The organism is Altererythrobacter sp. KTW20L (genome assembly GCF_023501975.1).
In the GTDB taxonomy this organism is placed as follows: domain Bacteria; phylum Pseudomonadota; class Alphaproteobacteria; order Sphingomonadales; family Sphingomonadaceae; genus Alteraurantiacibacter.
On record NZ_JAMFLH010000006.1, the window covers coordinates 16,681 to 37,449 of the forward strand.

The window sequence follows — 20,769 nt, forward strand, 5'->3', positions numbered from 1 at the left end:
AGCAACAGGAGCATTGGCCTTGGACGAACCCACCCCCGGACCCCACGGACAGATTGAAGAGGGCGACCACGACCTCGTCACGCGCAAGTTCTATCCTGCGCAGGCCGAGGCCGGCTTTGCCGAGCGCGCGCCCGGCGACACGCCGCAGACCCGCCACCCGACCTATCGGCTGGCCTTTCGCGATACCGATTTCCTGCTGCGCGAGGAACTGCGCCCGGTGCGGTTCCAGCTCGAACTGCTGAAGCCCGAGATGGTACTGGAGGAAGCGCGCGTCGGCTCCACCCTTGTGATGTACGGTTCCGCCCGCATTCCCTCGCCCGAGATGGCCGAGACGATGCAGGCCGGTCTCGGCTACCTGTCCGACCGCGAGCGGACGGTGCAGGAAAACCTCATCGCCAAGGCGCAATACTACGCCGAAGCCTACAAACTGGCGCGGATGGTGAGTGAGCGAGCGATCGTCGAGGAAGGCCTGCGCCAGTTCGTGGTCTGCTCGGGTGGCGGGCCGTCGATCATGGAAGCGGCCAACAAGGGCGCGAGCGACGCGGGGGCGGAGAGCATCGGCCTCAACATCGTGCTGCCGCACGAACAGGCGCCCAACCAGTATGTGACGCCCTACCTCAGCCTGAACTTCCACTACTTCGCGCTCAGGAAAATGCACTTCCTGATCCGCGCGCGGGCCGTGGCGGTGTTTCCAGGCGGGTTCGGCACTTGCGACGAGTTGTTCGAGCTTCTCACCCTGATCCAAACCGGCAAGATGAAGCGCATCCCGATCATGCTGTTCGGGAAAAAGTTCTGGAACCGCATCGTCGATTTCCAGGGACTGGTGGAAGAAGGCACGATCAGTGCCGCCGACCTTGACCTTATCCACTGGTGCGAGACGGCCGACGAGGCCTGGGCCTGCATCTGCGAGTTTTACAAGCTGAGCAACCCGATCCGCGGTTGCGATTGATCCTCCCCGCTTCGCGGAGGGGGACCGCCCGAAGGGTGGTGGTGGGGGCTGGCAACGGGGCGCTGCGTCGGCGGTGAGCCCCCACCACCATGTTTCACATGGTCCCCCTCCCCATTCTGGGGAGGAATCAGATCAGCGCACCGCCTGGTGCCCCATCGGCCCGTTGCCTGAACCGAACCCGGGTGCGGCTTCCAGCGCGCGGCGGACGAACAGGCGGGCTTCGGCGATTGCTTCAGGCAATGCTCGCCCTTGCGCCAGCAGCGTGGCAATGGCGCTGCCGAGCGTGCACCCAGTGCCATGGGTGTGACGGGTATGGATTCGACCGGCTGACCAGCTTCTCTCCGACCAGAAGCCATCGCGAGTTCGCTCGTAGAGAAAGTCGAATACCAGATCGTCTGTGCTCTCCCGTTCGCCGCTCGAATGTCTGATTTCGCCTCCCGGCCAATGCCCGCCCTTGGCCAGTAGCGCGCGACCTTGTGTTCTCGTCAGCAATTTATCCGCAGCATGGGCCTGGTCGATCTCGGTCACGACCCGCATTCCGCTGAGCCGTTCCAGTTCAGGCAAGTTTGGCGTGGTCACTGTGGCCAACTCCATCAGCCAGTCGAACACGCCAATGGTCGCCTCGTCGGCCAGCGCAGAGCCGCTGGTCGCCACCATCACCGGATCAAACACGATGGGGCAAGGCAGGTCTTCCAGCCGGTCGGCCACCACTTCTGCAATATCGGCGCTGCCGAGCATGCCGATCTTCACCGCATCGACCCCGATGTCGGTCATGCAGGCATCCATTTGCGCTGCGACCATGTCGGGGCTGAGCAGCTCCACGCCGGTGACGCCGCGCGTGTTCTGCGCAGTGACGGCGGTGATCGCGGTCATGGCATAGCCGCCGAGCATGGTGATCGTCTTGATGTCGGCCTGGATGCCCGCGCCGCCCGAGCTGTCCGACCCGGCGATCACAAGGATGCGAGGGGGGCGCGCGCTCATCCGGCCTTGAACCGCCTTGTCACAGACGGCGGGTGCTGCGCGTGATGACGCACTGCCCGCGTCGGACGGTCCAGCAATTCGCCGCCGCAATTAGGGCACTGTTCGTCAAGCCGGTCGGCGCAGGCTGCGCAGAATGTGCATTCGAAGCTGCAGATGAAAGCACCCGGCATTGCGGCGGGTAGGTCGGTGCCACACCCTTCGCAGTCCGGGCGCATTTCCAGGGTCAAGCAGCGGCCTCCACCGCGCGGCAGATCTGGTCCACCACCCGCGTGACAAGCGCCCCGTCGTCCCCCTCGGCCATCACGCGGATCAGGGGTTCGGTGCCGCTCTTGCGGATCACCAGCCTCCCGCCGCTGCCAAGGTCCGCCGCGCCATCGGCGATGGCCTGCTTGACCGCATCGGTATCGAGCGGGTCCGCCCCGTCATAGCGCACGTTCTTGAGCAGTTGCGGCACCTTGTCGAACAGGTGGAGCAGTTCGCTGGCGGGCTTGCCGCTGCGGACCAGCGCCACCAGCACCTGCAGCGCGGCAATCGTGCCATCGCCGGTGGTGGCATGGTCGGTCAGGATCATGTGGCCCGATTGCTCGCCGCCCACATTGTAACCACCCGCGCGCATGGCTTCGAGCACGTAACGGTCGCCGACCTTGGTGCGCACCAGTTTCAGCCCTTCGGCGGCAAGACACCGCTCCAGGCCGAGGTTCGACATGACCGTGGCCACCACGCCGCCGCCCCGCAGCAGGCCTTCGCGCGCCAGCGACAGCCCGATCAGCGCCATCAGCTGGTCGCCGTCCACTTCCTCGCCCTTTTCGTCGATCACGATCAGCCGGTCCGCATCGCCATCCAGCGCAATGCCGATATCGGCGCCTTCTTCCAGCACGCGGGCCTTGATCGCCCCCAGGTCGGTCGATCCCACGCCGTCGTTGATGTTGAGGCCGTTGGGCGAAACGCCCATCGCCGCCACTTCGGCGCCCAGTTCCCAGATTGCCGTTGGGGCCACCTGGTAGGCCGCGCCGTGGGCGCAATCGACCACGATCTTGAGGCCATCGAGCCGGATATCGTCGGGCACCGATTGCTTGACCGCGTGGATATAGCGCCCGCGCGCATCGTCGATCCGGCGTGCGCGACCAATGTGCTCGGCCTGGGCCAGCTCCTGCTGGCGGGCGATTTCGGCCTCGATCGCCAGTTCGTCGGCATCGGACAGCTTGTAGCCATCAGGGCCGAACAGCTTGATGCCGTTGTCGGCAAACTTGTTGTGGCTGGCAGAGATCATCACGCCGATATCGGCCCGCATTTCGCGCGTGAGCAGGGCGACGGCGGGAGAGGGGAGCGGCCCGGTCAGAATTACGTCCATGCCAACGCTGGTGAACCCGGCTGTCAGCGCGCTTTCCATCATATAACCCGACAGGCGCGTGTCCTTGCCGATCACTACCCGGTGCTTGTGAGCCCCTCGCAGGAAATGCTTGCCGGCCGCCTGGCCCACTTTCATTGCCGTGAAGGCATCCAGCTTGCCGGCATTGGCGCGACCGCGGATACCGTCGGTCCCGAACAGCTTGCGTGGCATCGACCCCATGTTCCTTTAGTGCCTGACAGGATTCCTGCCCTTGCAATGGCGTGGCGCGCAACCAATGTCACGCTTCGATGTTCCGGCAGGCGCGCAAATCCGGCACCGATGCGGTGCCTGTGCGTTGGCGGGACATGGGATCCGTTTACCGCTCACCAGATTGAAGGAATTGTCCAATGGCTTTCGAACTTTTGCCGCTGCCCTACGATAGCGAAGCGTTGGCGCCTGCCATCAGCGCCGAAACGCTGGGCTACCACCACGGCAAGCACCACAAGGCCTATATCGACAAGACCAATGCCGCCGTGACCGGGACCGACCTTGCAGGCAAGAGCCTGGAAGAGGTGATCGCCGCCGCGCGCGGAACGAACCAGGGCCTGTTCAACAATGCCGCTCAGAGCTGGAACCACGGGTTCTACTGGCACTCGCTGGCGCCTTCGACCAGCGGCCCCTCGGGCGACCTGGCCGACAAGATCGACGAGGCTTTCGGTTCGCTCGATGACTTCGCTACCAAGCTTAAGGACCGGGGCGCGGGCCACTTTGCCAGCGGCTGGGTATGGCTGGCCGAGAAGGACGGCAAGCTGTCGATCGAGGAAACCCACGATGGGGACACGCTGGTGGACCAGGGCTTCAACCCGCTGCTCACCGTGGACGTGTGGGAGCATGCCTATTACCTCGATCACCAGAATGCCCGGCCGAACTACCTGGCCGCCGTGATCGATGGCCACCTGAACTGGGACTTCGCCGCCGACAACCTGGCGCGCGGCACGGCCTGGACCTATCCGGCCTGATCTGGCGACACGAAAAGATGCCCGCCGTGCGATAGTCCACGGCGGGCTTTTTTGTGCCTGCGATCAGTCCCCGCCCGAAAGTTCCAGCACGTTGTTGGCAAACAAGGGTTCGCCGAACAGGAAGCCGATGAAATTTGGCGTGCCGAGGTGATCCACCAGCGCGGTCAACGACAAAAGGATCGGTACCGACAGCAGTGCGCCGGTCACTCCCCAGATCCAGGTGAAATAGGCCAGCGCCAGCAGGATCATTACCGGGTTCATGGTAAACCGCGCGCCCAGGACCGCAGGCGTGATGAAATTCGCCTCGACCGTATGGAGCCCAAGGTAGGCGGCAGCCGGAATCAGGCCGACCAGCGGCGAATCGGCCGAGCCGAGGCCAAACAGGGCCAGCAGCGCCACCATCAGCAGCGGGCCGACATAGGGCAGGAAATTGAGCAGCGCAGCAAGCCCGCCCCACATTACCGGGGCATCCAGTCCCATGGCCCAGGCACCCAATGCCACGACCACACCGACGCCCGAATTGATGAAGCCAACAGTGAGGATATAGGCCGCCACCCGGTCCTGCACTGCGCGCATCACCCGCGCCGCCTTCAGGCTGGCGTCCACTGCCGTGCGTTGCAGCAGCAGCCGCCGCCGCAGCCTCACCCGCGCCTCGATCATGAAGAAGGCCAGCATGATCGTCAGCAACACTTCGAGCAGCACCGTAGGGGTGGCAAAGGCCAATTGTTCGAGCATCGACGGGCCTGCCAGCACCACTTCACGGCCATCCTGCGTGCCGACGATTTCGGCCACCTGTTCGTTCAGGCGGGTGATCCAGGCAAGGCTGCCCTGCAACTGGCTGAAGTGATCCCCGACTCGCGCGATCATCGCAGGAACCTGGTCATACAACGACACGGCAGGGCGAAGGACTGCCGTCAGTGCCAGAGCCACGACTCCGATGAACACCAGCAGCGATGCGAGCGAGGCAAGCAAGTTGGGCAAGCCCCAGCCGGCCAGCTTGTCGGCCAGCGGAGAAAGCAGGACGGTCAGGATGATGGCGGTCACCAGCGGCAGGAAAACGACCGCTCCGATCGACAGGACGAAAGGAAGGGCGAGAAACAGGCCGATGGCCAGCAACACGACCAGCGCCGACATCAGGCGCAGTTCCTGCTCGGCAAAGGCCATTCGCCGGCGATGCGGCGTGGGCGTAGCAGTTGCCGAAGGGCGCGGGGGCGCATTTGCCGGGCTCGGCGATGCAGTTGTCAGATCATCGACAGGAGCAGTCATCGTCGCGCCACCATTCCCCCACGTGCCTGCTGTTGTGCATGGCGCGGGCGGGGCGCGCAATCAAGCGGATGTCAGCGCAGGTGCGTCGTTATGCCGTCACCTGCGGCGACCATGTCGAGTTCTTCCAGGATTGCCCTGTGGGCAGAAGGGTCGCTCAGCGAACGATCCGGCACGGTCCCGTCCTCGATCATGCCGGCCAGCGTGGCCCGGGCACGGCCCACGCGGCTCTTGATCGTGCCCACGGCACAGCCGCAGATTTCTGCCGCTTCCTCGTAGGAAAATCCGCCTGCACCCACCAGCAGCAGCGCCTCGCGCCGTTCCGGGGGAAGGGTCAACAAGGCACGGTGGAGGTCGGACAGGTGGATGGGTTCTTCCTGTCCCGCCGGAGCGACCAGAATGCGTTCGGCCACGGTTTCGTCATACTCGCCGCGGAAGCGGTTGCGGCGCATGTCGGTGAGGAACACGTTGCGCAGGATCACGAAGGTCCAGGCGCGCATCGAGGTGCCGGGTTCGAAGCGTTCCTGGGCGGCCCAGGCCTTGAGCATGGTTTCCTGAACCAGGTCGTCGGCCATGTCGGGCCTGCCGCACAGGCCGCGGGCGAAAGCACGCAGGTGCGGTAGCACGTCGGTCAGCTCGCGCTTGAACGCGCGCCTGTCATCGGCGCTGCGCGGCGGGCGTTCCACCGGCGCTTGCTCCGGCTTTCGCTCGGGCGCTGCTTGCGGTCCAATGCTCATTTATCGTCGACTTCTTCGTCATCGAGGCTGGCGAGAAGCTTCAACATGTCGCTGGGCAACGGTTCGCTTACGACTGAATTGTAGATGTTGCGCAATCCGTTGGCCCAATCGGGTTGTGGCACAGGCTTTACGGCCCGGGCTCCTGCCTTGCCGGAAGCTGCCCCGCTCGTCGGTTTGTGATTTTCGGTCATGGTCTGGTGCATCAAAGTCCCGTCTTTATCCCCAAAGTGCAACTTGCCTGCGCAACGCTAATGCAGCAAGGCTTCACGTCCCGGTTACCCTTCCGCTGTTGCGGCCAGAATCTGTTCGCAGAACTGTTCGTCGAATCTATTAGTCAGGTAGGGGAACGAAAGACGCGCCATCCGGTTCCCGAAAGGTGATCAGTAGCGTCTTGGGCGTGGGCGGAGAGAGTTTTGGACGGGCGTACCGGCAAGCGCAGCAAGGCTAACCGATGGCTCGTGAGCTATCCGCGTGGCTTGCCGGTGGGAATCTTCCTGCTGGTGGCCGCGATTACCGTGCTGTCCATCTTTGCCATCGAACGCAGCGAAACTCAGCGTGCCCAGACCCAGCTGTCAAGCCGCACCACAGCCATCGCTTCGGCTCTTGAACGCCGCGCCAACGCCAGCAGCGCCTATCTGCGCGCCGGCGCGGCCCTGTTGGCCTCGCTTGACGAAGTCCAGCCCGAGGAGTTCCGTCGTTTCGTATCCGAACTGAAGCTGGATGCCGACTACCGCGGGGCCGAAGGCGTGGGTTGGGCCATGGTGGTGCGGCCCAACCAGATTGCCGAATTCGAGGCGATCATGGCCAGGGGCGCTGCGATACCGGCCCAGCTCCACCCTCCCCCCAGTGGGGAGCAGGCCTATTCGGTGCCGGTCACCTATCTCCAGCCGGACACCGAACGTAACCGGCGAGCGCTGGGCTTCGACATGTTTTCCGAACCGGTACGACGGTTTGCCATGCTGGAAGCTGAACGCAGCGCCCGCCCGGTCGTCAGCGGCAGGGTGGTGCTGGCGCAGGAGCCGACGGGGGATAATCCCGGTTTCCTGATCTATATGCCGGTGTTCGAGGCCGCGCCCGGTGGCAGGCGGCTGCGCGGCTATATCTACAGCCCGTTCAACGCCTCGGACTTTCTCGCCAGTGCGCTCGCGATCGAAGACAGCGGGGAGTACGGCGTCAGCTTCTACGACCGCTCGGTGAGCGAAGAAAACTTGATGGCCAGCACATTGGCCACACCCGAGGCGCGGGCCGACCAGCACGGCGTGACCGTGGCCATCGCCAATTCACCATTCGTGCTGGAAGTCAGCCGCGCGCCGGGTGGCGCATTGTCCGGCCTGTCGATGGCCACGCTGATCTTCGGCCTGCTGGTGGCCAGCCTGCTGATGCTGTTGGTCCGCATGCTGACCCAGCAGGCGATCGAGGACGAGGCCAGCCTTATATGGTTCGAGGAGCAGGCCTCGATCCGCAATTCGCTGACGCGCGAGTTGAACCACCGGGTCAAGAACACGCTCGCCAACGTGCTGTCGATCATCGCGCTGACCCGTCGGCGGGCCGACAGCGTGGACGAATTCGCCAATGGTCTCGACGGCCGGATTCGTGCCCTTTCGGCCACTCACGACCTGCTAACCCGGTCAGATTGGGGAACCACCCCGGTGGCCGAGGTTATCCGTGCCGAACTGCGGCCCTATGCGCATGACAGCGACCGGGCAGTGGAAATGGGCGGCCCGCAGATCGAGCTTGCGCCCAACGATGCGCTGTCACTGGGCCTGGCGGTGCATGAGTTGGCGACCAATGCCGCCAAGTATGGTGCGCTTAGCCAGCCGGGCGGCAAGGTCAGCGTGCTGTGGTCGCTCGCTGCCCCTGAACTGGTGCGAGTCGAGTGGGTCGAACGGGGCGGGCCGCCAGTGCCGGCACAGCGGGGCCGCGGGTTCGGTACCGATCTGATCGAGCGGATCGTGGCCCACGAATTGCGCAATCCGGTCCAGCTCGATTTTGATCCCGAAGGTGTGCGCTGCGTACTGATGATCCCCGTGCGCCAACCGACCGAGTTTTCCATACGCGCGGCCCGCGCTCAGGCGCAGGGACGCACGATCCTCTCCGACCCGGCCAAGTGAGCCCGGCCCCTCCCCGTGGCGGGGAAGGGCAGGATCGCTATCAGGTGAACAGGCCCGTCAAGTGAACAGGGAAGTGTCGATCGGCAGGTTGCGCACCCGCTTGCCGGTCAGGGCGAAAAGGGCATTGGTCAGCGCCGGAATGACCGGCGGCAGGGCCGGCTCGCCAAGGCCTGTCGGCGAGTTGTCCGACAGCACGAATTCGGCATGGATCACCGGGGTCATCGGCATGCGCGGCAACTGGTAGTTGTTGAAGTTCGACTGCTTGGCAGCGCCGCCTTCGATCTCCACCGCCAGTTGCAGCGCCTGGCCGATCCCGTCGATGATCGAGCCTTCGACCTGGTTCATCGCGCCATGCGGGTTGATGATGTGCGCCCCCACGTCGCCGGCGCACCACACATTGTGCACGGCCACCTGGTTGCGGTCGGTCAGGCTGGCTTCCACCACCTCGGCGAAATAGCCCTGGTGGCTGTAGTAATAGCCAAAGCCCAGCGCGCGGCCTTCGGCCACTGGCTGGCCCCAGTTCGCCATCTCCATGACCTTGCGGGTCACGGCGCGCAGGCGGCGCGGATCGAACCCGGCAGACGGCCCGGTGAAGCCCATGGTCGATGGCTCGGGTTCGGCTCCTTCGACAATGTCGAGCAACAGGGTCGGCAGATCACGGCCGCTGGCATGGGCCACTTCATCAAGGAAGCTCTGGAACACAAAGGCCACGGCATTGGAAGTAGGTGCCCGCAATGCGCCCATCGGCACGGCCGTCCGCATTTTGGTCTGGGCGTAGCGCACATTGGAAACGTAGCGGGCGGGGAATTCGTCTGCAGGCATGGCAGCCGGGTTGAACGCGCCGCCGTTGATGTCGAAGGTCACGAAGTGGTCCTCGATGCCGATGATCTTGCCATCCGCATCCAGCCCCGCGCGCAGCTTGTGCCAGCCGGCGGGCCGGTAGTAATCGGTCCGCACGTCGTCTTCCCGGCTCCAGATGAGTTGCACCGGGGTGCCGGGCATGCGCCGGGCAATGGCCGCCACCTGCATCATGTAGTCGTTGTTGAGCCGCCGACCAAAACCGCCGCCCATGCGGGTGATGTGGACCAGCACCTTGTCCTGCGGCACGCCGAGGTAGGCGGCGACAGAGGCCTGGCCGCCTTGCGGGATCTGGGTTGGCGCCCACATCTCCATCACGCCGTCTTCGCGCATCAGGGCGGTGCAGTTCATCGGCTCCATCGCCACGTGGGCGAGGAAGGGATAGGAATATTCGCCTTCGATCACCTGCGTTGCCGAGGCCAGGGCGGCATCGACATCGCCCTTGGAAGCAAATTCCTCCTGCGGCTGGCCCGCAGCCATCAGGGCGCGGGCATCGGCATCATACTTGGCAGACGAGTGGCCAGCCCATTCGCCGGTGTCCCACTGCGGGTTGAGGCGTTCGCGCGCCTTGTTGGCGAGCCACCAGTTGCTGGCAATGATGGCTACGCCATCGACCAGTTCGGCGGCGTTGCCGTTGCCTTCCACCGTAAAGGCATTGATAACGCCGGGGGCAGCCTTGGCCGCTTCGATATCGGCCGAAACGAGGCGCGCACCGAACACGCGGCTGCGTTCATAGGCGGCATAGACCATGCCCGGAAGCTGGGTATCCACACCGAAAATGCCTTCGCCGCGGACGATCTTCGGACTGTCGATCCCGCCGATGGCGCGGCCGATGATGCGGAAATCCGCGCCGTCCTTCAGCTGGATCGATGCCGGGTCGGGCACGGCCACATGGGCGGCATCGCTCGCCAGTTCGCCATAGGTGGCGCGGCGGCCCGATGAGGCGTGGACCACGACCGAAGGTTCGGTCGAGAGTTCGCCTGCCGGAACGCCCCAGCGTTGCGCGGCGGCAGCCAGCAGCATGGCGCGGGCGGCAGCGCCGGTCTGGCGCATGGGGATCCAGTTCATCGGCGTGGCAAAGCTGCCACCGGCCAACTGCGGGCCATACTTGGCGGCGTTGCTGTCACCCTGGACGATGCGCACCTGGTCCCAGTCGGCATCGAGTTCCTCGGCAATCAGCATGGGCAGCATGGTCTTGATGCCCTGGCCGATTTCCGGGTTCTTGCCGACGATGGTGATGGTGTTGTCGGGGTTGATGGTGACAAAGGCGTTCAGTTCCGCAGTTGCCGCAGCCTCTCCCGCCACGGCACGCGCGGCCATCGGGAAACTGGCGGCCAGCGTCAGCCCGCCGCCTGCCAGAGCGGTGACCTTGAGGAACGAGCGACGGCTCGTGGCGATGCCAGCCTCAAACATTGGCCGTGCCCTCCGCTGCAACCTGGGCGATGGCCCGGCTGATCCTGGTGTAGCAGGCGCAGCGGCAGATATTGCCCTGCATCGCGCTGTTGATTTCGGTCTCGCTGGGATTGGGGTTGCGGTTGAGCAGGGCCGTCGCGCTCATCAGTTGGCCCGACTGGCAATAGCCGCACTGCATCACGTCCTCGTCCAGCCATGCCTGCTGCAGGGCCTGGCCCACCGGGGATTGGCTAAGATGCTCGATCGTGGTGATCTGGCGGTCCCCCACCGAACCGATCGGCAGCGAGCAGGACCGGGTGGCCTGCCCGTCAACGTGGACGGTGCAGGCACCGCACATGCCGATGCCGCAACCGAACTTGGTGCCGACCATGCCGAGTTCCTGCCGCAGAACCCACAGCAGGGGCATGTCTTCGGGCGCATCGATCTCGCGCGTTTCGCCGTTGATGGTGACCGTATAGGCCATGAGGCATCTCCTGAACTGTTATGGGCGACCTGCCGGAAACTATCAGGGGCGAGGGCGCAGATGATCCTTGTTCGGCAGTCTAGCCTGCTCATTCCCCCGTGCCAAGTGGCCCAAGGGCCGTGGGCCTGCACCAAATTGTCGCAGGCCCCCGGCTTGAGTCCCCGAAGGGATTTACCGCATCGGGGTGATCGTCTGGATCGTCCCGTCGGCGTTGAAGGTCAGCGGCGCCATCATGACGTTGCGCAGGTGCGTCTGACCCGAAAGCTGGGTGTCGTGGTATGACAGGTACCACTGCCCCGCGATCTCGGTGACCGAGTGGTGGCTGGTCCAGCCCTGCACCGGATTGAGGATGCGCCCGCGATAGGTGAACGGACCATAGGGCGAAGTGCCCGTGGCATAGACCACGTAATGCGTGTCGCCGGTGGAATAGGTTAAATAGTAGGTTTCACCCCGCTTGAAGACCCAGGCACCTTCGAAGAAGCGGCGGTCGTTGTCACCGCCCAGCAGTGGCTGGCCCAGCTCGTCGAGCAGCATGACTTCGCGCGGTTCCTCGGCAAATTCCAGCATGTTGCCGCTCATCCGCGCAATGCGCGGCATGATCGCCGGCTGGTCGGGCTGTTCCAGGTCGCTGACCGAGCCGTTCGCGTCATACTGGCCGTTGGCCCAGCGCTGCAGCTGGCCGCCCCAGATGCCGCCGAAGTACATGTAGTGCGTCCCGTCGCTATCGCGGAACACGTTGGGATCCATCGAATAGCTGCCGGCAATCGCCTCGGGCTGCGCGGTGAACGGGCCGACCGGGGTGGTGGACGTGGCCACGCCGATGCGGAACACGTCCTGTTTGTCCTTGGCCGGGAAGTACAGGAAATAGGTGCCATCCTTATAGGCGGCATCGGGTGCCCACATCTGGCGACCGGCCCATGGCACATCGTCGATGTCCAGCGCCACCGGGTGGACGGTAACCGGTCCGCCGACCCGGTCCATCGACAGCACATGGTAGTCGCGCATGGCGAAATGGCTGCCAAGGTCATCTTCCGGTATGCCCGATTCGATATCATGCGACGCGTAGATATAGATACGTCCGTCTTCCCACACGTGAGTGGAAGGATCGGCCGTATATATCTCGCTCACCAGTGGTTCGGACAGGAATACCGGCCCTTCGCCTGCTTCGTCCTGCGCCGCTTGCGAGCAGCCGCTCGCTCCGAAAAGTATGATAGCGCTACCAATTGCAATCGCCGCTTTCCGCACCTGACTCTCCATTTCCTCGTTTTCGGGATAGGCACGATATGCGCGAAGCTGGCATAAGTGTCAAAGGGAGTTGCGCAGGCGCCCGAGCCGCAACAGGCGCGCATTGGCGTACGGGCTGGCCTTTTGCAGGTGTACGAATGCCTGCTATCCGCCACCAGGCAGCGTTCAATGAAGCGGGCGCGGCGCAGTCGGAAAGCGCGAGGAGATAACCGAACATGCCCAGTCTCGCGCTCCATCCCGACCGGCTCTTTCCGGCCGATCCTGCCGTCCGCAGCCTCGCGAGAGAGCTCCATGCGCTGGTCAAGGGCCTGCCGATCATCAGCCCGCACGGACACACCGATCCTGCCTGGTTTGCGGGGAATGCGAGCTTCGGCAATGCGACCGAACTGCTGCTGGTACCCGACCACTACGTGCTGCGCATGCTCTATTCGCAAGGTGTACCACTGGAGGCGCTGGGGGTAGCGCCCAAGGGGCAGGCAAGCACGGCTGATCCGCGCGAAGCCTGGCGTCTGCTGGCGGTCAATTATCACCTGTTCTGCGGCACACCGTCGCGGATCTGGTTCGACTGGGTGTTTGCCGAGGTTTTCAGGCTGGAGCAGCGGCTCGAAGCGCAAACATCGGACCATTAATACGACCGGATCACCGAAGCTCTGGCCACCGATGTCTGCCGCCCACGTGCTTTGTTCGACCGCTTCAATATTGAAGTTATCGCTACCACGGAGGGTCCGCTCGACAGGCTGGAGCACCACCGCACGATTGCCGACAGTGGCTGGGGCGGACGGGTCATCACCGCCTATCGCCCTGACCAGGTAATCGATCCCGAGTTCGAGGGCTTCGCCTACAACCTTGCCGCATTGTCGGACCTGACCGGTGAGGATTGCCATGACTGGGCAGGCTACCTTGCCGCCCACCGCCAGCGCCGCGCGTTCTTCGCGTCGATGGGCGCCACCTCGTCCGACCACGGCCACCCGACAGCACGCACCGCCGATCTGGGCGAGGAACAGGCGCGCGCGCTGTTCGGTCGGGTTACCTCGGGCAAGGCAAGCGCGGCGGATGCCGAACTGTTCCGCGCCCAGATGCTGACCGAAATGGCTGCGATGAGCCTGGATGACGGGCTGGTCATGCAGGTCCACCCTGGATCGTTCCGCAATCACAACCGGCTGCTGTTCGACCGCTTCGGGCGCGACAAGGGTGCGGATATCCCGATGCAGACCGAATATGTGTCGGCCCTGCGCCCCTTGCTTGCCAAACACGGCAACGATCCGCGCCTGTCGCTGATCGTCTTCACGCTGGACGAGACCACCTACTCGCGCGAACTCGCCCCGTTGGCCGGCCACTATCCGGCGCTCAAACTGGGGCCAGCCTGGTGGTTCCACGACAGCCCCAAAGGCATGCGCCGCTATCGCCGGATGACGACCGAGACGGCTGGCTTCTACAACACCGTGGGCTTCAACGACGATACCCGCGCCTTCCTGTCGATCCCTGCCCGGCATGACCTGGCACGGCGGATCGATTGCGGGTTTCTGGCCGAACTGGTGTGCGAACACCGGCTGGAAGAGGATGAGGCGGCCGAACTGGCTGTGGACCTGGCCTATAACCTCGCCAAAGCGGCCTATCGCCTGTGAAGGCTGGCTTGAGGCTGGATCAGAGGTCGATGGCGCGCCTGGCGCCCGGCGTGGCCCATCCGGGCTATGACCGGACGAGCGAGAACTTCGGCATCGTCCATTTCGGTCTGGGTGCTTTTGCCAGGGCGCATCTTGCCAGCTATACCGATGCCGCGATGACAGCGGGTGACCGGGACTGAATGATCACCGGCGTGTCGCTGCGCTCGCCCGATGTGGCCCGGCAGCTCAATCCGCAGGACGGTCTCTATCTCTTGGCGGAACGCTCGGAGGAGGGGACGGCCTATCGACTGAACGGGGCCATCAACCAGGTTATAGTCGCGCCTGACGACCCGGCGGCGGTGGTCGCGGCTATTGCCGCACCAGGTACCCGCATCGTCAGCCTTACGGTCACGGAGAAGGGCTATTGCCGCGCTGCCGATGGCTCGCTCGACGTGGCGCTGGCGGGGGAGGGCAGCTTCTATCCCTTGCTGTGCCGCGCCTTGCGCCAGCGGCGCGATGCAGGACTTGCGGGCGTTACCCTGCTCAGTTGCGACAACCTTGCTGCCAACGGCAGGGTGCTTGAAAGGCTGCTGCGGGAATACCTCGCCCAGATCGACCCGGACATGCTCGACTGGTTCGGGCAGCACTGCACCTGTCCCTCCTCGATGGTGGACCGCATCGTCCCCGCCACGCGCGATACCGATCGCGACGAGGCAGAAGAGGCAACGGGCCTGCGGGATGAAGCACTGGTGGTGACCGAGCCGTTCTCGCAATGGGTGATCGAGGACAAGTTTGCCGCCGGAAGGCCGCGCTGGGAGGTCGGCGGAGCGCAGATGGTCGAGGATGTCCGGCCTTACGAAACGGCCAAACTGCGCATGTTGAACGGCGCCCATTCCGCGCTTGCCTATATCGGCCTGCGGCATGGCCATACGTTCGTGCATAAAGCCGTGGCGGACCCGGCAATCAGGCCGACCATCGAGAAGCTTATGCGCGAGGAGGCGGCCTCAAGTCTCCGGCCAGCCGCCGGGCAGGACCTGTCAGCCTATGCCGATGCCCTGCTGGCCCGCTTCGCTAATCCTGCGCTCGATCACCGGCTGGCCCAGATCGCCATGGACGGATCGCAGAAAATCCCCGAGCGCTGGCTGGAGGTCATGGCCCACCATCAGGCCGCTGGCCGGCAATGCCCAGCGTTGCTCGCTGCCCTTGCGGCTTGGATGCAGCACGTCCGCGGGGATGGACACATTGTGGATGATCCCATGGCACGCGAACTCGCCGAACTGTGGCTTGAAGTCGGACAATCCGGCATCGCCCGCGCCCTGTTCGGCCGCGATGGCCTGTTTGCGCACAACTGGGCCGCCGATGGGGCGGCTCTGGTGGCACTTGATGCCTGTCTTGCGAGCAATTGCACCTGACCCAACGGCCCATTGTCCGAGAACCAGACCAATGCGCTTCGCCGCGATGCCGTGCCGCGCAGATTGCCCTTTGACGAGACTGGTGATCCGGATGAACCGCAGTGTCATCGGCTTGTAACGGAATTGTCGCTGCCGTGTCATATACCGCACCTAATGGCGCCCCCAACCAGTGACCGACAGGGTTTCAGCCGGACCGCCAGGATCGGCGAGAAGGCGAACTTCTGATCGTGGGCAGGAACAGGAGCAATCTACCGATGAAGATCGACTTCCGGCTCGCCGTTCTGGGCGCCATTTCCGCCGCCCTCTTTTCCACCGGCTGCACGGTCCACGCACAGACTCCCGATCCCGACCTGGCCCTGCGCTTTGCCGTTCTGGGCGATGCCGAACCCAAGCCGGAAGCCGCCTTTCCCGGCGTCGAGGCCGCGGTGCGGGATGTAAACGTCCTGGCCGGGCGCGAGCAGATCGACTTCGTGGTGGGTGTGGGAGACCTGGCGCACAAGGGCACGGTGCTGCAGTACGACAACGTCACCCCGGTGCTCCAGCAGTTGAGCCGCCCGTTCTATCCGATCATGGGCAACGAGGAGCACAACCAGAGTGTTGCCCGTTATCTAGGTTATGCCCGGCAGTGGAATCCGGAAATCACCAGCGAGAGTTTTGTCCAGGATCACGGCCGCGTCACGCTGGTCTATGCCTCGCCCAACATGGGGCGCGACTTCCATGATGACGGGATCGACTGGATACTGGAGCAGATGAGGGCGGCGCCGAACCCTGTTTTCCTCGTCGTCCACGCGGCGCAGGTGGGGGTCTATCCGGAGAACGCGGAGAAGGGGGTCGAGAACGAAAGGTTTGCAGAAGTCATCGCCCAACCCAAACTCGCCGCAGTGATATCCGGCGACCTGCATATGGACATGGACCGGACGGTCCATTCCAAGCAGATCGGGCAGGTGCACTATCTCCACATTCCCGGCCTCGAACGCACCAAGATTCCGGACGAGACACGACACACGCCGATGTTCCGCGTGTTCACGATAACGCAGGCTGACGAGGTGCACGTCCAGACTTACGAGACCGGAAACCCGCAGCCGCTCGAACGCCACGCTTACAGCTTCTCGATTGCGGCGCTCCGCAACAGGTAGAAGGCACTCCGGGTGCGCCACAAGCACGCCTGGCCACCAGCATATGCGGAGAAGACCGTGTCATCACCCCGGAAACGCGCCGTTTACCGCTTGAGGATTGCTGCGGGGACCATGGTTGTCCTGCTCGCAGCATCCGCCTGCGCCGAGGGTCCGTCTTCCCGCGTCCGCGCCGACTTCCAGGCACCGCTCAATGCCGATGCAGGCTGGGCGGGCGGGCTCGACGAGCAGGTGACCATCGCGGCCGACCGCCCCTTCCGCCTCAGGATGGAACTGGAAGCGGAGGCAACCGGCGCCGCCCCGGATCGTCCGGCCGCCTATCTGCTACAAGTGCGGCGGAATACAGGGGCCTGGGAAACGCTTGAGGCGCACGGCTTCCCCTATCCCAAACGCGAACTGGAAATGAGCTTTGAGGGCCTGGCTCCCGGTTCGAGCCCGCCGGACTGGACGCTGATTGCCGGTAGTTCGGATAATCTCGCGGTCGTCGCCGGTGATGATCAACCGGCCCTGCGCGCCAGCGGGGGGCCGGGCGGGCTGGTGGCCTTGTATAACGCACCATGGCCGCTGCAGGAATTCGCGTTTGGAACCCGCTTCCGCCTTCCCGCTGGAGCGCGCGACGGATTCAGCATGGTCTTCGCCTATGTTGATGGCGAAAATTACGGCCGTGCAGAAATCACCCTCGATGGCAGGATCCGGATCATCCGGGTTGCAGAGGGGAACGAGAGCATCCTGGCGGAGCAGCGCACGACAATCATCCCCGGCAATTGGCATGAGGTGGAGCTCCAGCTCGAAGCCGGTCACCTCGCGGTCAACCTGGATGACGACACGCTCGAATTCACCACGCCGATTGGCGCGGGACTTCCCGTTTCGGACGTAGGAATCATGGTTCCTGCAAACGGCATGGTGGAGCTTGCGGATATCGTGGTGGAAGGCCAACCGCGCTCGCCCCTCGTCAGCATCGTGGCCACGCAGGCCTATAATCATGGAGCGGGGACAGAAGACCTGCTGCCCGGTTCCAGGGCGCCCTTCACTCCGGGGGCGGGCATCTCGCTCAAGCGGCAGACCCCGCCCTGGGCGGTCGTGAGGCAGCAAGGGCGGCAACATGGCGAATTCGAATGGCCGCTGGTGATCCGCCGCCATGCGGACGGTCCGCTGATGAACGAAGACGGTGACCGGTTCGCCTTTCGCATGGTGGACGATCGCGGCGCGGCACTGCCCGGCAGTCCGGTGGCGCAGGTCCGCCTGACTGTCCCGCCGGGGCACCTGGGTGGAACATTTGTCGAGACGCCAGGGCGGATCGGCCCCTGGCAGGCGCGGAACGGTGATCTCTATTTCATCATGGAGCCGAGCGAGACTGACAATCGCTTCATGATGATGAAATCGACCGATAGCGGACGCAGCTGGCGTGAGGTGGACGGCGCCAACCGTCCGGCCACGGGCGACCTGGAGTCGGTCGACGGCAGGCTGGTCGGCGATACGATCCACATCGTCCACCAGATAACGCAGACGGTATTTCATCACGCCTTCCGCATTTCCGATCATCCCGACCAGCCTGACACCTGGGCAATCCGCGACGAGGTTGCGGCCGAAGGCGAAGCCCATTCGCAGATGGCCACGCTGGTCGTTCGCCCCGATGGCAGCATGGTGACGGTCTATCTGGCAGACCGCCTGCACTACGCCGTGCGTTCTCCTGACGGCCACTGGGCGCCGGGCGGGGAAATCGATCCCGGCTCGGCAGTCCGCAATGCCGGACCGCAGGCGGTGCTTGGCCGCGACGGCGTGGTGCATCTGGCCTATTTCACTGCCGACGGCGCGATCTGGTATCGCCGCATCCTGCCCGACGGAACGCTGACACCGCGCCAGCAGCTGGCAAGCGGCGCCGGCACCGAAGAGGCGGAATATGGCGCGGTACTCCCGCTCGTCTATGATGGGCAGAACGATGTCGTGCACATCGTCTATCGCCTGGCCGACGGCACCTTGTGGCAACGCCGTGTAGGCGGCGATAATGTCGCTCAAGCAGCCGTCATGGTAACCGAACGGCCGGTCATCACCCATGCGGTGGATTCGCAGCAGCCTGCGGCCGACCTCATCCTCGATGGCGATACTGCCCATGTCCTGTTCGTCGAGCAATCATCGCGCAGCATCTGGAGCACGCGCAACGACGGCGCGAGGTGGCAGGCGCCGGTTCTTCAGGTCGAAGGGATAGCCGGTTCGTGGGTGCGCGGCAGCATCATCCGCAAACCCGATGGAACCCGCGCGCTGGCCTATGTCTATGACGCCGGATCCGAAGGCGGCTCGGGCTTCAACCGCTACGCCGAAATCCCGCTGGATCCTGGGTCGGAGTGAGGGACCGGCCCGCAAATAAGTTCGTGGAAGCGGGTCGCGTTGGTTGACTGAACACTTTTTTCAAGGGTGTTGAGGTGGATGGCGTCCCAAAGGGGACCAAGATGGGAACCAACAGATGTGGCAAATTTCTCTGGGGCTCCCGTGACTGGGATTTCCTTGCCCGCATCCCGGCTATTGGGCCACTTGCTGAATGGCGGGTTCCGGGCGACGAAAGGCGGAAAGCTGCTGTCCGGTCCTCTCCGACTATGTCGCCCGGGCGAAGCGCGACCGGCCCACAACGGGACTTCATCGATCAATTGTCAGTTTTCAAGGGCAAGCCATCGGACGGCTGACGTTTCCTTTACAGCGCCCAATAATCAAATCGGAAGGCGCGTTGGCAACTATGCCAACGCGCCATGAGAAGAGATCTCGAAACTAGAACGCGAAGTTCAGCCCGAAGTTGAACTGACGGCCGTAATAGGTGACGAGCGTTGGATTCCCACGGTTCCCAACATACTGCACCGTTGGCTCGTCGGTCAGATTCTTCACGTTCAGAAAAAGGCTGTTATCCCCCCACACACGGAACTGGATCACTAGATCCCACACATCAGAGTGTTCGTTGTAGACGTCGAGGGCAGCCCTTGCCCCGACGGATTCGATCCGCTCAGACAAGTAATTATATGACACGCGAACGCTCAATGGGCCCTGCACATAGGAGACAACGCCGTTAAGGATGTGCTCCGGCGAATTCACCAGCGGCAGCGCATCGGTCCGGTTGGGATACACACCTTCGGAGTCGAGGTAGGTATAATTCGCCTCGACCCCGAGGCCCGACAGCAGTCCGGGAAGGCTGGGGAACTGCTGTACCCAGCCAATCTCGATACCGGTAACCGAGCCACCTTCGCCGTTCTGACGCGTGCGCTCATCCACACCGTCGGCGGTGATGCGACTGGAGCTGAACACGAAGTCGGAGATGTCCTTGTGGAATACCCCTGCCGAAATCAGGCCCAGCGGCGGCATGAAATACTCGACTGAAGCGTCGTAGTTCCACGAGCTTGCCGGACGCAAGGCAGGGTTGCCGATGATGCGCTGATTAAGCTGGGCATTCTCCTGGCGGGCCGGGACGAGATCGCCTGGGGGTGGCCGCGAGATCGCTTCGGTGATGCTTGCCCGGAAGATCAGCCGATCATTTGCGGCACTATACCGCGCCTGAATGCCGGGCAGGAAGTTCGTGTAGGAGTTCTCGATCGATGGCCGTCTCGAGAGTTCGGTCGCTACCGCAATCACGCATTGGTGGGAAACGCGGCCGGTCCGTTCGCGGCTCGCATGGCTCGGCGAGGCGCTAGAACTCCTTACAGAACAGAGCGTTGCGCAGGACTACCTCGCACTCTGGTATGACGGCGCGGCTCTCATCAAGGTTGATCATGAGGGACTATCCTTTGTTGATCGGCATCTTTGGCACCGGCTGGGCCGCCGGCATGGACTCGACTCCGCGACTACCGACGAAGCGTTGGGAGGACAGTGGCAGACGCTCGAAGCGACGGGCGATCCACTACTATCCAGCGGATTCAATAAAATTGCGATCGTGTCTTTGCACGAACGGGCGGCTCGTGAGGCCGCCGCGCAGATTGAAAAGCTTACCTTGGCGAACGTCATCGTCGTGACTGACCACGCGGCGGGGGAAGGCACGGCGTCCGCAGCGAGTGCTGATGTCATCCTGTTCGTATGGGGGGCGACAAAGCACGCCGCTTACCGCGCTTTCGACAAGGTTCGCGATCGCCTCGAATATGTCCAGGGAACGGGCAGTGCCAGTATCGTACGGGCATTAGAACGTCGGGCGGGCAAGCCTACGCATTGAGGCTGTTGTCCGTCAAGAGTCCGCGGCACAGCATCAGAACGGGGTGACGGATCGCCGAGCACGGGCAA

18 protein-coding genes and 1 pseudogene are annotated in these 20,769 nt (G+C 63.9%); 9 read left to right on the forward strand and 10 right to left on the reverse strand.

The window, feature by feature from the left end; genetic code table 11:
• The first annotated feature begins 52 nt into the window (after positions 1-52).
• On the forward strand, positions 53-949 hold the full coding sequence (locus M3P36_RS07090) for an LOG family protein (protein ID WP_249702753.1): 897 nt from the start codon (positions 53-55) through the stop codon (positions 947-949).
• Positions 950-1,081: 132 nt separating this feature from the next.
• Here the strand turns inward: M3P36_RS07090 and thiD are convergent, their stop codons facing one another.
• Genes thiD through glmM form a run of 3 tightly spaced genes read right to left on the reverse strand, consistent with a single transcriptional unit; the run spans position 1,082 to position 3,491 of the window.
• Positions 1,082-1,930, reverse strand: a complete 849-nt coding sequence (gene thiD, locus M3P36_RS07095; RefSeq protein WP_249702561.1) for a bifunctional hydroxymethylpyrimidine kinase/phosphomethylpyrimidine kinase — start codon at positions 1,928-1,930, stop codon at positions 1,082-1,084.
• Entirely contained in the window at positions 1,927-2,145 is a 219-nt protein-coding gene (locus M3P36_RS07100; RefSeq protein ID WP_249702754.1) for a DUF1272 domain-containing protein, read from the reverse strand. Before M3P36_RS07100 ends, thiD begins: the two co-directional genes overlap by 4 nt.
• Before the next feature lie 8 nt (positions 2,146-2,153).
• Positions 2,154-3,491 carry a phosphoglucosamine mutase gene (glmM, locus tag M3P36_RS07105; protein ID WP_249702562.1) on the reverse strand — a complete coding sequence of 446 codons (1,338 nt, stop codon included), beginning with the start codon at positions 3,489-3,491 and terminating at the stop codon, positions 2,154-2,156.
• A 176-nt stretch (positions 3,492-3,667) separates the two neighbouring features.
• On the opposite strand from glmM, the gene M3P36_RS07110 reads away from it, so the two are divergent.
• Entirely contained in the window at positions 3,668-4,279 is a 612-nt protein-coding gene (locus M3P36_RS07110) for a superoxide dismutase (RefSeq protein WP_249702563.1), read from the forward strand.
• Between the two features lie 63 nt (positions 4,280-4,342).
• Here the strand turns inward: M3P36_RS07110 and M3P36_RS07115 are convergent, their stop codons facing one another.
• From M3P36_RS07115 to M3P36_RS07125, 3 genes are all read right to left on the reverse strand, one after another.
• A complete protein-coding gene (locus tag M3P36_RS07115) occupies positions 4,343-5,545 on the reverse strand; it encodes an AI-2E family transporter (RefSeq protein ID WP_249702564.1) in 1,203 nt (400 codons plus the stop codon).
• 71 nt (positions 5,546-5,616) lie between these two features.
• Positions 5,617-6,279 (reverse strand): sigma-70 family RNA polymerase sigma factor, encoded by a 663-nt coding sequence (locus M3P36_RS07120; protein WP_249702565.1) that lies wholly within the window; start codon positions 6,277-6,279, stop codon positions 5,617-5,619.
• On the reverse strand, positions 6,276-6,482 hold the full coding sequence (locus tag M3P36_RS07125) for a NepR family anti-sigma factor (protein WP_249702566.1): 207 nt from the start codon (positions 6,480-6,482) through the stop codon (positions 6,276-6,278). The genes M3P36_RS07120 and M3P36_RS07125 overlap by 4 nt, the downstream gene beginning before the upstream one ends.
• Positions 6,483-6,737: 255 nt before the next feature.
• On the opposite strand from M3P36_RS07125, the gene M3P36_RS07130 reads away from it, so the two are divergent.
• The gene (locus tag M3P36_RS07130; protein WP_249702567.1) at positions 6,738-8,390 is read left to right on the forward strand and encodes a CHASE domain-containing protein; all 1,653 of its coding nucleotides are present in this window, start codon (positions 6,738-6,740) and stop codon (positions 8,388-8,390) included.
• A 57-nt stretch (positions 8,391-8,447) separates the two neighbouring features.
• Here the strand turns inward: M3P36_RS07130 and M3P36_RS07135 are convergent, their stop codons facing one another.
• The 3 genes from M3P36_RS07135 to M3P36_RS07145 all read right to left on the reverse strand — a co-directional run bounded on the left by M3P36_RS07135 (position 8,448) and on the right by M3P36_RS07145 (position 12,381).
• Positions 8,448-10,661, reverse strand: a complete 2,214-nt coding sequence (locus M3P36_RS07135; protein WP_249702568.1) for a xanthine dehydrogenase family protein molybdopterin-binding subunit — start codon at positions 10,659-10,661, stop codon at positions 8,448-8,450.
• Complete coding sequence (locus M3P36_RS07140; RefSeq protein WP_249702569.1) at positions 10,654-11,124, reverse strand: (2Fe-2S)-binding protein; 471 nt, start codon at positions 11,122-11,124, stop codon at positions 10,654-10,656. The genes M3P36_RS07135 and M3P36_RS07140 overlap by 8 nt, the downstream gene beginning before the upstream one ends.
• A 171-nt stretch (positions 11,125-11,295) precedes the next feature.
• Positions 11,296-12,381, reverse strand: coding sequence for a glycoside hydrolase family 43 protein (locus M3P36_RS07145; RefSeq protein ID WP_502798367.1), 1,086 nt, complete (start codon positions 12,379-12,381; stop codon positions 11,296-11,298).
• Between the two features lie 203 nt (positions 12,382-12,584).
• Here M3P36_RS07145 and uxaC point away from each other — a divergent pair.
• The 5 genes and pseudogenes from uxaC to M3P36_RS07170 all read left to right on the forward strand — a co-directional run bounded on the left by uxaC (position 12,585) and on the right by M3P36_RS07170 (position 18,864).
• A pseudogene (gene uxaC / locus M3P36_RS07150) lies at positions 12,585-13,994 on the forward strand (glucuronate isomerase).
• A 29-nt stretch (positions 13,995-14,023) separates the two neighbouring features.
• Complete coding sequence (locus tag M3P36_RS15245) at positions 14,024-14,173, forward strand: hypothetical protein (RefSeq protein ID WP_349630551.1); 150 nt, start codon at positions 14,024-14,026, stop codon at positions 14,171-14,173.
• Positions 14,174-15,385: a mannitol dehydrogenase family protein gene (locus M3P36_RS07160; protein WP_349630552.1), complete on the forward strand. Its 1,212-nt coding sequence runs from the start codon at positions 14,174-14,176 to the stop codon at positions 15,383-15,385.
• Between the two features lie 254 nt (positions 15,386-15,639).
• A complete protein-coding gene (locus M3P36_RS07165) occupies positions 15,640-16,521 on the forward strand; it encodes a metallophosphoesterase family protein (RefSeq protein ID WP_249702570.1) in 882 nt (293 codons plus the stop codon).
• 111 nt (positions 16,522-16,632) lie between these two features.
• The gene (locus M3P36_RS07170) at positions 16,633-18,864 is read left to right on the forward strand and encodes a sialidase family protein (RefSeq protein WP_249702571.1); all 2,232 of its coding nucleotides are present in this window, start codon (positions 16,633-16,635) and stop codon (positions 18,862-18,864) included.
• Between the two features lie 414 nt (positions 18,865-19,278).
• Here the strand turns inward: M3P36_RS07170 and M3P36_RS07175 are convergent, their stop codons facing one another.
• On the reverse strand, positions 19,279-20,130 hold the full coding sequence (locus M3P36_RS07175) for a TonB-dependent receptor domain-containing protein (protein ID WP_249702572.1): 852 nt from the start codon (positions 20,128-20,130) through the stop codon (positions 19,279-19,281).
• Between M3P36_RS07175 and M3P36_RS15325 the strand changes: the two genes are divergently transcribed.
• Entirely contained in the window at positions 20,126-20,701 is a 576-nt protein-coding gene (locus M3P36_RS15325) for a hypothetical protein (RefSeq protein ID WP_502798370.1), read from the forward strand. The genes M3P36_RS07175 and M3P36_RS15325 overlap by 5 nt on opposite strands.
• Positions 20,702-20,769: the final 68 nt, after the last annotated feature.

Bases quoted from the DNA above. Each gene is read 5' to 3' on its own strand.
- thiD (WP_249702561.1), bottom strand. From the start codon at position 1,930: ATGAGCGCGCGCCCCCCTCGCATCCTTGTGATCGCCGGGTCGGACAGC.
- M3P36_RS07100 (WP_249702754.1), bottom strand. From the start codon at position 2,145: ATGCGCCCGGACTGCGAAGGGTGTGGCACCGACCTACCCGCCGCAATG.
- glmM (WP_249702562.1), bottom strand. From the start codon at position 3,491: ATGCCACGCAAGCTGTTCGGGACCGACGGTATCCGCGGTCGCGCCAAT.
- M3P36_RS07110 (WP_249702563.1), top strand. From the start codon at position 3,668: ATGGCTTTCGAACTTTTGCCGCTGCCCTACGATAGCGAAGCGTTGGCG.
- M3P36_RS07115 (WP_249702564.1), bottom strand. From the start codon at position 5,545: ATGACTGCTCCTGTCGATGATCTGACAACTGCATCGCCGAGCCCGGCA.
- M3P36_RS07120 (WP_249702565.1), bottom strand. From the start codon at position 6,279: ATGAGCATTGGACCGCAAGCAGCGCCCGAGCGAAAGCCGGAGCAAGCG.
- M3P36_RS07125 (WP_249702566.1), bottom strand. From the start codon at position 6,482: ATGCACCAGACCATGACCGAAAATCACAAACCGACGAGCGGGGCAGCT.
- M3P36_RS07135 (WP_249702568.1), bottom strand. From the start codon at position 10,661: ATGTTTGAGGCTGGCATCGCCACGAGCCGTCGCTCGTTCCTCAAGGTC.
- M3P36_RS07140 (WP_249702569.1), bottom strand. From the start codon at position 11,124: ATGGCCTATACGGTCACCATCAACGGCGAAACGCGCGAGATCGATGCG.
- M3P36_RS07145 (WP_502798367.1), bottom strand. From the start codon at position 12,381: ATGGAGAGTCAGGTGCGGAAAGCGGCGATTGCAATTGGTAGCGCTATC.
- M3P36_RS15245 (WP_349630551.1), top strand. From the start codon at position 14,024: ATGGCGCGCCTGGCGCCCGGCGTGGCCCATCCGGGCTATGACCGGACG.
- M3P36_RS07160 (WP_349630552.1), top strand. From the start codon at position 14,174: ATGATCACCGGCGTGTCGCTGCGCTCGCCCGATGTGGCCCGGCAGCTC.
- M3P36_RS07165 (WP_249702570.1), top strand. From the start codon at position 15,640: ATGAAGATCGACTTCCGGCTCGCCGTTCTGGGCGCCATTTCCGCCGCC.
- M3P36_RS07170 (WP_249702571.1), top strand. From the start codon at position 16,633: ATGGTTGTCCTGCTCGCAGCATCCGCCTGCGCCGAGGGTCCGTCTTCC.